At 70.0% G+C, this 14,579-nt stretch carries 11 protein-coding genes; all 11 read left to right on the plus strand.

The window, feature by feature from the left end; all coding sequences use genetic code 11:
* Positions 1-71 precede the first annotated feature (71 nt).
* The 11 genes from folC (at position 72) to AC3EUJ_RS21945 (ending at position 12,684) form a co-directional block, all read left to right on the plus strand.
* Positions 72-1,556, plus strand: a complete 1,485-nt coding sequence (gene folC / locus AC3EUJ_RS21895; protein WP_431963972.1) for a bifunctional tetrahydrofolate synthase/dihydrofolate synthase — start codon at positions 72-74, stop codon at positions 1,554-1,556.
* Between the two features lie 24 nt (positions 1,557-1,580).
* On the plus strand, positions 1,581-1,916 hold the full coding sequence (locus AC3EUJ_RS21900; protein ID WP_431963869.1) for a DUF4233 domain-containing protein: 336 nt from the start codon (positions 1,581-1,583) through the stop codon (positions 1,914-1,916).
* A 95-nt stretch (positions 1,917-2,011) separates the two neighbouring features.
* A complete protein-coding gene (gene ndk, locus AC3EUJ_RS21905) occupies positions 2,012-2,425 on the plus strand; it encodes a nucleoside-diphosphate kinase (protein ID WP_431963871.1) in 414 nt (137 codons plus the stop codon).
* A gap of 315 nt (positions 2,426-2,740) precedes the next feature.
* Positions 2,741-3,760 (plus strand): rod shape-determining protein, encoded by a 1,020-nt coding sequence (locus tag AC3EUJ_RS21910; protein WP_361797330.1) that lies wholly within the window; start codon positions 2,741-2,743, stop codon positions 3,758-3,760.
* 122 nt (positions 3,761-3,882) lie between these two features.
* Positions 3,883-4,830, plus strand: coding sequence for a rod shape-determining protein MreC (gene mreC / locus AC3EUJ_RS21915; protein WP_431963873.1), 948 nt, complete (start codon positions 3,883-3,885; stop codon positions 4,828-4,830).
* Complete coding sequence (gene mreD / locus AC3EUJ_RS21920) at positions 4,827-5,435, plus strand: rod shape-determining protein MreD (protein WP_431963875.1); 609 nt, start codon at positions 4,827-4,829, stop codon at positions 5,433-5,435. Before mreC ends, mreD begins: the two co-directional genes overlap by 4 nt.
* Positions 5,432-7,642 (plus strand): penicillin-binding protein 2, encoded by a 2,211-nt coding sequence (gene mrdA, locus AC3EUJ_RS21925; protein ID WP_431963877.1) that lies wholly within the window; start codon positions 5,432-5,434, stop codon positions 7,640-7,642. The genes mreD and mrdA overlap by 4 nt, the downstream gene beginning before the upstream one ends.
* Positions 7,639-8,835: a rod shape-determining protein RodA gene (gene rodA, locus AC3EUJ_RS21930; RefSeq protein ID WP_431963879.1), complete on the plus strand. Its 1,197-nt coding sequence runs from the start codon at positions 7,639-7,641 to the stop codon at positions 8,833-8,835. The genes mrdA and rodA overlap by 4 nt, the downstream gene beginning before the upstream one ends.
* Before the next feature lie 59 nt (positions 8,836-8,894).
* Positions 8,895-10,430: a CYTH and CHAD domain-containing protein gene (locus AC3EUJ_RS21935; RefSeq protein WP_431963881.1), complete on the plus strand. Its 1,536-nt coding sequence runs from the start codon at positions 8,895-8,897 to the stop codon at positions 10,428-10,430.
* A gap of 137 nt (positions 10,431-10,567) precedes the next feature.
* Positions 10,568-12,493 carry a TIGR03960 family B12-binding radical SAM protein gene (locus AC3EUJ_RS21940; protein ID WP_431963883.1) on the plus strand — a complete coding sequence of 642 codons (1,926 nt, stop codon included), beginning with the start codon at positions 10,568-10,570 and terminating at the stop codon, positions 12,491-12,493.
* A gap of 2 nt (positions 12,494-12,495) precedes the next feature.
* Positions 12,496-12,684: a hypothetical protein gene (locus AC3EUJ_RS21945; protein WP_431963885.1), complete on the plus strand. Its 189-nt coding sequence runs from the start codon at positions 12,496-12,498 to the stop codon at positions 12,682-12,684.
* Positions 12,685-14,579: the final 1,895 nt, after the last annotated feature.

Consider the following 14,579-nt stretch of genomic DNA (forward strand, 5'->3'; position numbering starts at 1 on the left):
CTTCGTACAATGTGGTCGTGAGCAACCCGCGCCCCGAGAACGACGAGCCCCTTTCCGATCCGCTGGCCGCGATGGGTCTGGGCGGTGACGAGGACGAAGCCGACATCGACCCCGGCCGCGAGGCAGACCTTGCGGTGATCGAGGCGGGCAGCCGTACCCTCCGGGCCGGGGGACCGGTGCCGCAGGACGACGGTGTCCCGGCCCGCCCCGCCGACCCGGAGGTGGACAAGGCCCTCCGCGAGGTAGAGGCGGAGCTGGCCGGGCGCTGGCCGGAGACCAAGCTGGAGCCGTCCCTGGACCGGATGACCGCGCTGATGGACATCCTGGGCGAGCCGCAGCGCTCCTACCCCTCGATCCACATCACCGGCACCAACGGCAAGACCAGCACCGCCCGCATGATCGAGCAGCTGCTGCTCGCCTTCGACCTGCGCACCGGCCGCTACACCAGCCCGCACGTGCAGTCCGTCACCGAGCGGATCAGCCTCGACGGCCGGCCGATCGCGCCGGAGCGGTTCATCGAGACGTACCGCGACCTCAAGCCGTACGTGGAGATGGTCGACGCCTCGCAGCCGTACCGGATGTCGTTCTTCGAGGTGCTGACCGGCATGGCGTACGCCGCGTTCGCCGACGCTCCGGTGGACGTGGCCGTCGTCGAGGTCGGCATGGGCGGCAGCTGGGACGCGACCAACGTGGTGGACGGCACGGTCGCCGTGGTGACCCCGGTCGACCTGGACCACACCGACCGCCTCGGCGAGACGTCCGGCGAGATCGCGGTGGAGAAGAGCGGGATCGTCAAGAAGGACGCCATCGCGGTGCTGGCCCAGCAGCCCATGGAGGCGGCGCAGGTGCTGCTGAAGCGGGCCGTCGAGGTGGACGCGACGGTCGCCCGGGAGGGCATGGAGTTCGGCGTCACGCACCGCGAGGTGGCCGTCGGCGGGCAGATGCTGACCCTGCGCGGCCTGGGTGGGGAGTACGAGCAGGTCTTCCTGCCGCTGCACGGTGAGCACCAGGCCCACAACGCGTCCGTGGCGCTCGCCGCCGTGGAGGCCTTCTTCGGCATCGGCACCCTGCACGCGCGCACCCTGGACATCGACACCGTTCGCACCGCCTTCGCAGGCGTCACCTCGCCGGGCCGGCTGGAGGTCGTGCGCCGCAGCCCCGCCGTTGTGCTGGACGCGGCGCACAATCCCGCGGGAGCCCGGGCGGCGGCCGCCGCGCTGGACGAGGCCTTCGGGTTCACTCATCTGGTGGGCGTGGTGGGGCCGAGCGGCGACAAGGACGTACGGGGGCTGTTGGAGGCCTTCGAGCCGGTCTTCGCCGAGGTCGTGGTGACCCAGAACTCCACGCACCGCGCCATGGACGTGGACGAGCTGGCCGCGCTCGCGGTCGAGGTCTTCGGCGACGAGCGTGTGCAGGTCGAGCCCCGGCTGGACGACGCGATCGAGGCGGCCGTGACGCTCGCCGAGGAGCAGGGGGAGTACTCCGGCGCTGGGGTGCTGATCACCGGATCGGTGATCACCGTGGGAGAGGCCCGGCTGCTGCTGGGCCGGAAGTGACGAGCGGGAAGCGAAGCCAAGCGGATGCGGACCCTGTGCGCGAGCACCCTGATCGGTGAGTTCTTCGTGATCGGCTTCGCCGGTCTGGTGGCCATGAAGCAGCCGGGTCTGACGGCCGGCACGGTGTGGGCGGTCAGCGGCGTCGCCATGGCCCTGTGCGTGCTGCTGTGCGGCATGCTCGGGCGGCGCGGCGCTCTGGCCGTCGGCTGGCTGCTGCAGGCCGGGCTGATCGTGAGCGGCTTCGTCGTCCCGGTGATGTTCTTCCTCGGCGCGGTCTTCGCCGCCCTGTGGTGGGCCGCCGGCCACTTCGGCCGGAAGGTCGACGAGGCCAAGGCGGCGCGCGCCGCGCAGCCGGCCTGATCGCGTACGCCGTACCCGGGCCGAGGGGGTGCCGTGGGTCGTGGAGATCCCCGGTAATGTCGTCGTACCCGCATCCCGCACATAGGAGTCACACCGTGTCCCAGCGCACCCTCGTCCTTCTCAAGCCGGACGCCGTACGTCGCGGCCTGGTCGGCGAGATCCTCGGCCGCATCGAGCGCAAGGCGGGCTGGAGCATCACCGCGCTGGAGTTGCGCACGCTCGACCGCGCGATCCTCGAACAGCACTACGCCGAGCACGTCGGCCGGCCCTTCTACGAGCCGCTGGTGGAGTTCATGGCCTCCGGTCCGGCTGTCGCGCTGGTCGTCGAGGGCGAGCGGGTCATCGAGGGGCTGCGCGCGCTGGCCGGCCCGACCGACCCGATCGCCGCCGCCCCCGGCTCGATCCGCGGCGACTTCGGCACCATCGTCCGGGAGAACCTGATCCACGCCTCCGACTCCGAGGAGTCCGCCGAGCGCGAGATCAAGATCTTCTTCCCGGGACTGGCCTGATTCTCGGCGGCGGTTCGCCCCGAATTCACCGCTGACGCCCGATCAGCTCAACGGGCGGCCGGAAATTTCCCGGCCGCCCGAAGGCATATGCCGGGGGTTCGGGGGAACCAATTCCGCCGACACAGCGTCACCATTGCTGAGGACAGCTGTGTGTTCTGATGACAATGGCGGCGGAACCCTGATCCCGTGCCCTGGCCGGCGCGACTACGATGGAATCTCCGCACCTCCGGCTCAGCGCACAGCAGCGCACCCGCCGTGCTCACCCCCACATCGCTCCAGCTCGGGAAGGCCAGACGTATCCTCATGGCGAACAACATGTCGTTCATCGGCCGTGACATGGCTGTCGACCTCGGCACCGCCAACACGCTGGTGTACGTCAGGGGTCGCGGGATCGTCCTCAACGAGCCATCCGTCGTCGCCATCAACACCAATACGGGCGGCATTCTGGCGGTCGGCTCCGAAGCGAAGAAGATGATCGGCCGGACCCCCGGCAACATCGTCGCGGTCCGTCCTCTCAAGGACGGGGTGATCGCGGACTTCGAGATCACCGAGCGCATGCTGCGCTACTTCATCCTCAAGATCCACAAGCGTCGCTACCTGGCACGTCCCCGCGTCGTGGTCTGCGTCCCCTCCGGCATCACCGGGGTCGAGCGCCGCGCCGTCATCGAGGCCGCCACCCAGGCCGGCGCGCGCCAGGTGCACATCATCGAGGAGCCCATGGCCGCCGCGATCGGCGCCGGGCTCCCGGTGCACGAGGCGACCGGCAACATGGTCGTCGACATCGGCGGCGGCACCACCGAGGTCGCCGTCATCTCGCTCGGCGGCATCGTCACGGCGCAGTCGATCAGGGTGGCCGGTGACGAGCTGGACAACGCGATCATCCAGCACATCAAGAAGGAGTACAGCCTCCTGCTGGGCGAGCGCACCGCGGAATCCATCAAGCTCACCATCGGCTCGGCCTTCGCGGCCGACAACGAGGAGCACACCGAGATCCGCGGTCGTGACCTGGTCTCCGGCCTGCCCAAGACGGTGGTCATCTCCGCCGCCGAGGTGCGCAAGGCCATCGAGGAGCCGGTCAACGCCATCGTCGACGCGGTCAAGACGACCCTCGACAAGTGCCCGCCCGAGCTGTCCGGCGACATCATGGACCGCGGCATCGTCCTGGCCGGCGGCGGCGCGCTGCTGCGCGGCCTGGACGAGCGGCTGCGCCACGAGACCGGCATGCCGATCCACATCGCCGAGTCCCCGCTGGACTGCGTGGCCCTCGGCGCCGGCAAGTGCGTCGAGGAGTTCGAGGCACTGCAGCAGGTCTTGGACGCGCAGCCGCGCAGATGAGTCCTCACGATCCGTCGTACGGGTGAAGTCCCGCCCGTACGCCGGCTCGTTCTACTTCCCGGGACGGCCCATCGGGCCCACGGGCTCACACGCTCTGACGAGGAAGGCACGGACTGGCCCCCGTGAGGGACACACGAGAGAGCCGGCTTCTGCTGGTGCTGCTGGTGGCGATCGCTTTCGCGCTTATCACCGTCGACATCCGCGGCGGTGAGGACTCACCGCTGGACGGCGCCCGGTCCGCCGCGGCCGCCGTCTTCGGCCCCGTCGAGGACGGGGTCGCGGCCGCGGTCGACCCGGTGGACAATGCCGTGGACGCGGTACGCGACTCCGGCGACCGCAGCAGCCGCATCAGCGCACTGGAGCGGGAGAACGCCGAGCTCAAGCAGCAGCTCGGCAGCAAGGACGTCACGCGCGAGCGGGCCCGCGAACTCGACAAGCTGCTCAAGCTCGCCGGAGCCGGTCAGTACCGCGTCAAGGGCGCGCAGGTCATCGCGATAGGAGCGGCCCAGGGCTTCTCCTGGACGGTCACCATCGACTCCGGCGCCAACGACGGCATCCAGCGCGACATGACAGTGGTCAACGGGGACGGCCTGGTCGGCCGGGTCACCACCGTCGGCCCCTCCACCTCGACCGTCCTGCTCGCCTGCGACCCGGACTTCACGGTCGGCACGCGGCTGGAGAAGTCCTCGGAGCTCGGCTTCGCCACCGGTCAGGGCAACCGGCCGATGCGGGTGCAGCTCCTCAACGGCAAGGCCCACGTGAAGAAGGGCGCCCGGCTGGTCACCTTCGGCTCGCAGGCGGACAAGCCGTTCGTCCCCGGCGTGCCGGTCGGCACGGTCGCCAAAGTCGACCGCGCGGGCGGCGGCCTCACCCGTACGGTGGAGGTCACCCCGTTCGTCGGCTTCACCAAGCTCGACATCGTCGGCGTCGTCGTCCAGGGCCCGCGCAAGGACCCGCGTGACTCGGTGCTCCCCGCCGGCCCGAAGCCGGTCCCGACGGTCACCGTCACGGCGACGCCCAGTGGGAGCCCCTCCCAGTCCTCCCTCTACGGACAGGAGGAGGTCCGATGAAGCGCGCTCTGCTCGCCACCGGCCTCGTGGTCGCCGGCATGGTCGTCCAGGTGTGCGTCCTGGCCCGCCTCCACCTGCCCGGCGCCGTCCCCGACCTGCTGCTGCTCGTCGTCCTCGGCCTCGCACTGACGTACGGTCACGTGGCCGGCTGCCTCATCGGCTTCGGCGCCGGCCTGCTCGCCGACCTCGCGCCGCCCGCCGACCACGCCGCGGGCCGCTACGCCCTCGTGCTGTGCGTCGTCGGCTACGTCGCGGGCCTGGTCAAGCCCGACGGCGGGCAGTTGCGGTCGGCCACCCGGCCGATGCTGGTCGTGGTCGGCGCCGCCATCGGCTCCACGGTGCTGTACGCGGCCGTGGGCGCCCTCGTCGGCGACACCGCTGCCCAGCACGTGGGCCTGGGCAAGCTGCTGTTCACCGCCGCCGTGTACGACCTGCTGCTCGCGCCGTTCACCGTGCCGTGGATCATGGCACTGGCCCGCCGGTTCCAGGGCGACTCGCTCACGGAGGACGCCTCCGGCCCCGGCTTCGGCGCCCGCATCGGCGGCCAGCGCTCGAGCATCCTGGGCAGGGTGGGGAGCGTCGCCAAGGGAGGACGGCGGCTTTGAGCAACATCCCGGAGACGGGGCGGACGCCGCGGGTCACCATCCGGCTGGTGGTTCTGCAGATCCTCGTCCTGTCCCTGCTGTTCACCCTCGGCGGGCGGCTGTGGTTCCTGCAGATCCGCAACGGCCAGGAGTACACGGCGCAGGCCAACAGCAACAACGTGCAGGAGGTCGTCGCGCCCGCCGTCCGCGGGTCGATCCTGGACGACAAGGGCGTGGCGCTCGCCGACAACGAGACCCGGCTGGTGGTCTCCGCGAGCCGCACCGACCTGCTCAAGCAGAAGGACGACGGCAAGGCGGTGCTCACCCGGCTCGCCGACGTGCTGCACATGAAGCCGGAAGAGGTCCTGGGCAAGGTCCGGCTCTGCGACTCGCAGACCCCCAAGCCGTGCTGGAACGGTTCGCCGTACCAGCCGATCCCCATCACCGACGAGGCCACCACCCAGCAGGCGCTGCAGATCATGGAGCGCCGTGAGGACTTCCCCGGCATCACCGCGGAGCCGACCGCGGTGCGCCGCTACACCTCGCCGTTCGGGGCCAACGCCTCCCAGGTCCTCGGCTACCTCTCGCCCGTGACGGACGAGGAGCTGACCGCGGCGGAGAAGAAGGGCCAGTCCCTGCTGCGCTCGGACCAGATCGGCCGCTCCGGCCTGGAGCGCACCTACGACAGCGAACTGCGCGGCAAGGCCGGCGTCACCCGCTACGAGGTGGACAACCTCGGCCGGGTCATCGGCAAGGCGGGCGAGACCGCCGCAGAGCCCGGCAGCCACCTGGTGACCAGCATCGACGCGCGCGTCCAGGCGGTCGCCGAGAAGGAGCTCGCCGAGGCGATGAAGGTCGCCCGGCAGACCTTCGACAAGGTCACCGGCAGCCTCTACAAGGCGGACTCCGGCGCGGTCGTCGTCATGGACGTGCACACCGGCCAGGTCATCGCGATGGCCAGCGCGCCCACGTACGACCCGAACGTCTGGGTAGGCGGCATCTCAGCCAAGGACTACGCCAAGCTGACCGGCAAGAAGTCCAACTTCCCGCTGCTGAACCGGGCCATACAGGGTCAGTCGGCCCCAGGCTCCACCTTCAAGCCGATCTCCACCTCGGCCGCGGTGAGGGCCGGTTACGACATCAACGGGCGCTACCCCTGCCCCTCGTCGATGACCATCGGCGGCCGCGTCTTCAACAACTTCGAAGGGGAGAGCGCGGGCTCCATCACCCTCGCCCACGCCCTGGAGATCTCCTGCGACACCGTCTTCTACGGCCTGTCGTACGACCAGTGGCTGAAGGACGGCGGCACCAAGCCCAAGAAGCACCCCAAGGACTGGTTCTACAAGACCGCCAAGGAGTACGGCCTCGGCTCGGTGACCGGCATCGACCTGCCCTCCGAGGTGCCCGGCCGGATCCCGGACCGGCAGTGGAAGCGGGACTACTACGAGGCCAACAAGGACTACTGGTGCAAGGTCGCCAAGAGCGACAAGCAGGACTACGCGAGCCAGATCGCGCGCGAGAACTGCGTCGACGGCTACGTGATGCGCGCCGGTGACTCCGTCAACTACGCCATCGGACAGGGCGACACCCTCGTCACCCCGATCCAGATGGCGAACATCTACGCGGCCATCTCCAACGGCGGCACCCTCTACCAGCCCACCATCGGCAAGGCGATCATCAGCGCCGACGGCAAGACGGTCACCCGGATCAAGCCGAAGGTCAACGGCAAGGCCCCGGCCACCAAGAAGACGCTGAAGTACATCAACGAGGCCCTCGAGGGCGTCGTCACCCGCGGTACGGCCGCGTGGCGGTTCGGCGGCTGGCCGCAGGACAAGATCCCGCTGCACGCCAAGACCGGTACCGCGGAGGTCGCCGGCAAGCAGACCACCTCGTGGTTCACCACGTACAGCAAGGACTACGCGATCGTCATGACGATCTCCCAGGGCGGTACCGGTTCCGGTGGTTCCGGTCCGGCCGTCCGCAAGATCTACGAGGCGATGTACGGCGTCCAGAAGGACGGGTCGATCGACACCAAGAAGGCGCTGCTCCCGCATCCGCTGACCAAGCTGCCGAAGATCGACTCCGACGGCACCATCCGGGTCACCAAGGCCTCCTGGGCCGACGTGCCGCAGATGCCGTCCGCGCCGCAGGCCACCGTGCAGACGGCCGCCGCGCTGCCCCCGGACCGCACCGGGAAGCTCCTGGCGGGCAGGAGGTACCTGTCATGAGCGCGCACGGCTACGGCGCGCGGCGCTTCACCCCCGAGCGCGGCACCCTGGGCAAACTCCTGGCCCGGGACTCGATACTGCGCCGGATGGACTGGCTGCTGCTCGGCGCCGCCCTCGCGCTGTCCCTGATCGGCACGGCGCTGGTGTTCTCCGCGACGCGCAACCGTACGGAACTCACCCACGGGGACCCGTACTACTTCCTGCTGCGGCACATGCTCAACACCGCCATCGGCTTCGCCCTCGCCGCCGGCACGGTGGCGCTGGGCCACCGCCGGCTGCGGGGCGCGGTGCCGGTGCTCTACGCCGTCTCGGTGCTGCTGGTGACCGCGGTGCTGACGCCGCTGGGCTCCACGGTCAACGGCGCCCACGCGTGGATCGTGCTGGGCGGCGGCTTCTCGCTGCAGCCGTCCGAGTTCACCAAGATCACCATCATCCTGGGCATGGCGATGATGCTGTCCGCCCGGGTCGACGCGGGCGACCGGCTCTTCCCCGACCACCGGACGGTCGCCCAGTCGCTCGGGTTCGCCATACTGCCGATGGCGATCGTCATGCTGATGCCCGACCTCGGCTCGGTCATGGTGATGGCGGTCATCGTGCTCGGCGTGCTGCTGGCCTCCGGCGCCTCCAACCGCTGGGTCCTCGGCCTGATCGCGGCGGGCGCGGGCGGCGCGATCGCGGTCTGGCAGCTCGGCGTCCTGGACCAGTACCAGATCGACCGCTTCGCGGCCTTCGCGAACCCCGCCCTCGACCCCGCGGGTGTCGGCTACAACACCAACCAGGCGCGCATCGCCATCGGCTCCGGCGGACTGCTCGGCAAGGGCCTGTTCGAGGGCAGCCAGACCACGGGGCAGTTCGTACCCGAGCAGCAGACCGACTTCGTCTTCACCGTGGCGGGGGAGGAACTCGGCTTCGTCGGGGCGGCCTTGATCATCGTACTGCTGGGCGTGATCATGTGGCGTGGCTGCCGGATCGCCCGTAACGCCACCGACCTGTACGGCACGATCATCGCGGCGGGCATCGTCGCCTGGTTCGCCTTCCAGTCCTTCGAGAACATCGGGATGACCCTCGGCATCATGCCCGTGGCCGGTCTGCCGCTGCCGTTCGTCTCGTACGGCGGATCCTCGATGTTCGCCGTCTGGATCGCGATCGGGCTGCTGCAGGCCATCCATATGAAACGGCCCATGTCGGCCTGACCCGTCCACCGGGTGACCGCACCATTGCGGCCCGGCGAACCCGCGATTACGTTCCTGACATGGGGAAGCGTGTGGTGGAGACCGAGCGCAAGTACGAGGCCGCCGAGCAGAGTGGTGAGCCCGATCTCGAAGGCCTGCCCGGAGTCGCGGCGGTGCGCGTCCTGGCACCGGCCGAACTGGACGCCGTGTACGTCGACACCTCCGACCTGCGGCTGGCCACCCACCGGATCACGCTGCGCCGCCGCACCGGCGGCGACGACGCGGGCTGGCACCTGAAACTGCCGAGCTCACAGGCCGACACCCGCACCGAGGTGCACGCGCCGCTCGGCAAGCAGGGCCGCAAGGGCGGCCCCAGGGTCCCCAAGTCCCTGCTCGCCGAGGTCGCCGCGATCGTCCGCGACCGGGACCTCGTCCCCGTCGTCCGGCTGCGCAACACCCGCAAGCGGGTGCACCTCGTCGACGCCCAGGGCGCCCCCCTGGTGGAGATCGCCCACGACCAGGTCCGCGCGACCGTCCTCGACCACGGCGACGGATCGGAGAGGGCCTGGACCGAGGTCGAGACCGAACTCCTCGACGGCGACACCGCCCTGCTCGACGCCGTCGAGAAGCGGCTCCGCGCGGCAGGGCTGCGGCGCTCGAAGTCCCCCTCCAAGCTCGCCCGCGCCCTCGGCGAGCGCCTGACCGCCGCACCCGAGCCACCGCAGCCGCCGGCCAAGACCGACACCGCCGGGGACGTCGCCCTGGCCTACATGCACGAGCAGGTCGCCGCGATCACCGGCTGGGACCCGGAGGTCCGCCGCGACGAGCCGGACTCCGTCCACCAGATGCGCGTCTCCACCCGACGGCTGCGCAGCGCCCTCAAGTCCTTCCGCCGCGAACTCGACCGCGGCGTGACCGACCCCATCGGCGACGAACTGAAGTGGCTCGCCGGGGTGCTGGGCCTGGAACGCGACCGCGAGGTCCTCGCCGACCGCCTCCGCGACCGCCTGGCCGAACTGCCGGAAGAACTCGTCACGGAAGTCCTCACCGCGCGCATCGGCGGTGACGCCCCCGTCCACGAGGGCGCCCGCGAGGAGCTGCTGCGCGAACTCGGCGGCGGGCGCTACTTCCGGCTCCTGGACACCCTGGAGTCCCTGCTCGCCGACCCGCCCCTGCTCGACGCGGCCGCGGCCCCCGCGGCCGACGCCGTCGCCAAGGCCGTCAGCCGCGACCACCGGCGGCTGCGCCGGCGCGTCGAGCCGGCCCTGGAGATGGAACCCGGCCACGAGCGTGACCTCGCCCTCCACGACGCCCGCAAGGCCGCCAAACGCGCCCGCTACAGCGGCGAGGCCGCCCAGGCCGTCCCGGCGCTGCGCAAGCCCGCCAAGGAGCACACCAAGCGCATGAAGGCCGTCCAGCAGCTCCTGGGCGAGCACCAGGACAGCGTCATCTGCCGCGAGGCCGTCCTCCGCCTCGCCTCCGACGCCCGCGGGGCCGGCGAGGACACCTTCCCGTACGGCGCGCTCTACCAGCTGGAACGCGACCGCGCCGCCGCGGTCGAGCGGCGACTTCCGAAGGACTGGCCCAGGGCCGACCGCGGCAAGCTGGCCGGTTGAGCCCGCGAGGGCGTTTATTAAGCCCGCGGGGACGACCACCACCAGGCACCCGCCGCCGCGCGGAACGCGGCCGGGAAGCCCGCCGTGACGCGTTACGCTGAATGGTCACCCTTGCCAGCTCACGAAAGACACCTCTGATGCCTGTCGAGTCGGTCTTCCCCCAGCTCGAGGCCCTGCTGCCGCATGTGCAGAAGCCGATCCAGTACGTCGGCGGGGAACTGAACTCCACCGTCAAGCCCTGGGACGAGTGCGACGTTCGTTGGTCCCTGATGTACCCGGACGCCTACGAGGTCGGGCTGCCCAACCAGGGCGTCATGATCCTCTACGAGGTGCTCAACGAGCGCGAGGGGGTCCTCGCGGAGCGCACGTACAGCGTGTGGCCCGACCTCGAGGGGCTCATGCGCGAGCACGGCGTGCCGCAGTTCACCGTGGACGCGCACCGCCCCGTCAAGGCCTTCGACGTGTTCGGCCTCAGCTTCTCCACGGAGCTCGGCTACACCAACATGCTCACGGCCCTGGACCTCGCGGGCATCCCGCTCGAGGCCCGGGACCGCACCGAGGACGACCCGATCGTGCTCGCCGGCGGCCACGCGGCCTTCAACCCGGAGCCCATCGCGGACTTCCTGGACGCCGCCGTGATCGGCGACGGCGAGCAGGCCGTCCTCGAGATCACCGACGTGATCCGCGCCTGGAAGGCCGAGGGCCGCCCCGGCGGCCGCGACGAGCTGCTGTTCCGCCTGGCCCGCACCGGCGGGGTGTACGTGCCGAGGTTCTACGACGTGGAGTACCTGGCCGACGGCCGGATCGCCCGCGTCGTCCCCAACCGGTCCGGCGTGCCGTGGCGGGTGTCCAAGCACACCGTCATGGACCTCGACGAATGGCCGTACCCCAAGCAGCCGCTGGTGCCGCTCGCGGAAACGGTCCACGAGCGCATGTCCGTGGAGATCTTCCGCGGCTGCACGCGGGGCTGCCGCTTCTGCCAGGCCGGCATGATCACCCGCCCGGTGCGCGAGCGCAGCATCACCGGCATCGGCGAGATGGTCGACAAGGGCCTGAAGGCCACCGGGTTCGAGGAGGTCGGCCTCCTGTCCCTGTCCTCCGCCGACCACTCCGAGATCGCCGACGTGGCCAAGGGCCTCGCCGACCGGTACGAGGAGGACAAGATCGGCCTGTCCCTCCCCTCCACCCGTGTCGACGCCTTCAACATCGACCTGGCCAACGAGCTGACCCGCAACGGCCGCCGCTCGGGCCTCACCTTCGCCCCCGAGGGCGGATCCGAGCGCATCCGCAAGGTCATCAACAAGATGGTCTCGGAGGAGGACCTGATCCGCACCGTCGCCACCGCCTACGGCAACGGCTGGCGTCAGGTGAAGCTGTACTTCATGTGCGGTCTGCCCACCGAGACCGACGAGGACGTCCTGCAGATCGCCGACATGGCGAAGAACGTCATCGCCAAGGGCCGCGAGGTCACCGGCCAGAACGACATCCGCGCCACGGTGTCGATCGGCGGCTTCGTGCCCAAGCCGCACACCCCGTTCCAGTGGGCCCCGCAGCTCGGCGTCGAGGAGACCGACGCCCGCCTGGAGAAGCTGCGCGACGCCATCCGCGGCGACCGGAAGTACAGCCGCAACATCGGCTTCCGCTACCACGACGGCAAGCCCGGCATCATCGAGGGCCTGCTCTCCCGCGGCGACCGCCGCGTGGGCGCGGTCATCCGCGCCGTCTACGAGGACGGCGGCCGCTTCGACGGCTGGCGCGAGCACTTCTCCTACGACCGCTGGATCCGCATGTGCGAGAAGGCGCTCCCGGAGCAGGGCGTCGACCTCGCCTGGTACACCACGCGCGAGCGCAGCTACGAGGAGGTGCTGCCCTGGGACCACCTGGACTCCGGCCTGGACAAGGACTGGCTCTGGGAGGACTGGCAGGACGCCCTCGACGAGACCGAGGTCGAGGACTGCCGCTGGACGCCGTGCTTCGATTGCGGGGTGTGTCCTCAGATGGACACGGCTATACAAATCGGCCCCACCGGCAAGAAGCTGCTCCCGCTCACGGTCAAGAAGTAGTCGTGACCAGCGGCGATGCCATCCAGTGGATGGCTGAGGCGCTTGCCGAGGTACCCGAGGCGGACCGCGCCGAAGCCCTTCGAGGGCTCGGAGTGAAGGAGCGCGAGCAGGCACCCCGCCCCACGCGGCGTTCGCCGCTCCCCGCCCCTCGGCAGGACTCGGGCATCGTCTCGGCGGTCGAGTGGGTGTAGGCGAAGAGAGGTGTTCGGACGATCCGGTCCGGGCGCCTCTCGGCGTTTCCAGGGTCCTGTTCATGCGACAACGCGCATGGGCGCGTTCCCGCATGGACGACGTGTCCACCTCCCTCGTACGGTCGCGAGAGGGGGTTCAGCATGGCGCGCGGAGAACTCCCACGGCTCACCGGCAGCACCGACGGCGGCGACTGCGGGCAGGGGGACTGCCCGAACGTCCACCGCGCCGCCTCCGGCTCGTTCGTCGTGCAGGGCGACGTCTCCACCGTCTCTGGCCCCGCGGACGAAGAGTGGGGCGGTGAGGCGACTCAGGACCCTGGCCGCGGCGGGTGTCCGCATCGGTGGGGCGCCGTTCCCCGCCGGCCAGGAACTGCCGGGCTCGGACTGACTCCCGGGCCAAGGCGCGCGTCAGCAGCCGTCACGTCACATGATGTGCGGGCGCCGACAGCGCGCAGCAGCTCCCGGCTCGGCTCATCTCGCCAGCGCTTGCCGTCACTTCGGGAACGACATTTCGTCGGTTCCCCGTCGGCGGCGAAGGGGTGGGGGATGACCTCCCCAGTGCAACGAGGCGGACCGCCACGTCCTGGCAGTCAGGATTTCGCCGCGGCGATTCACGTCAGCAAGTATGGCGCAGGTAGCAGATTCGCTGTGCCGACACCGGGCCGGGGACAGCGCGCACTTCGAACCTGAACTGCCCCGGGGCGGTCGCGTACGAGCCCCTGTTCATCTGGGGAGCATTTGCGGGCGGCGTTGGATTCGCATAATGCAGGACCACGAGCGTGCCGGAGCTCTGGAAGATCCTGTTGTCCCCCGGCCATGTCCTGCTGCATGACGCGCTGCCAGTGGGCCGCCAGCACGCGAACGCGCCGTTATGGGTGCCGGCCGGCGACCTGTAGGCGATAAAGGGCCCAGGGCAATAGGTCACGCCTGCCCTGGTGGGACATGGCTGATTGCTGTACCTGTGGAACGAATTGAGTTGCCAATTCGTCCTCTTCGGCGTTGGGCATCCTGCACTCTGGGGCTGGTAGCAGACCCAGAATTCCTGGACAGTGGGCCTCCTCGTGTTGGCAGGCCAGACTCCCACGTGAGCGATCTTGAGGCCCACACCGGGTCGCGCCTCGAGCAAGAGGGCATTGTGGACCCGGAAATACGGCCTCCCCGGAATCCGGTAAATGACCGCCACGCCTGCCGAAGGAGCCCTTGGGGCCGCGGCTGCCACGTTCGCGACGTCAGCGGGACGGCTTGCCGCGGGGCTCAGTGGCAGGGCGGGTGCCGCAGCGGCGGCGGCGAGAAGCAGGGTGAGTATTGCGGTACGGGCCAGGCGGCCTGCGTGTACGAACATGGGACATCCTTTGCTGATGTCTGGCTTTGGTGTGGACGGATCTGGCGGGCTCGACCATCGGCCAATCTGTAGAGGCCGGCGTCAGGGGCGGCTCAGGGGAGTGCCCGGCACTCAGGTGGACCCTTGGCTGCAGGCTGCTGCCGCATTGAATGCCTTGCATTCAATGCGGCTGATGGTGCACGCCCCTTCTCGGTGATCAGGTTCCCGTAGAGCACGTCGAGATCGATCCGGTCTCCTGAGCTCCGACTGTCACCGGTGAACGCGTTCCCTCGTGGTACTGGGCCTGGCGGGGCTTTCGGTTGTGGGGACCGGAGCCCCCGAAGTGGCGCGGGTCTGCTCGGGTCCGCTCCCGTCACCGCCGGAAGACCTCTGATGGGCCACGCGAATCTCTTGGCACGCCAGTCGAGGTGACACGGTTCGAGTCGGACATGCTCGCGCTACTCCTGTTCTGCGGTCCCTGGGCCCGCATGGCCCATGCAGCCCCCTCTTCTGATCGGTGGTGAAGGTTTGCCACAACCAACCGGGCGATTACCTGAAAACCCGAAAGATCAGC

Source organism: Actinacidiphila sp. bgisy160 (genome assembly GCF_057707815.1).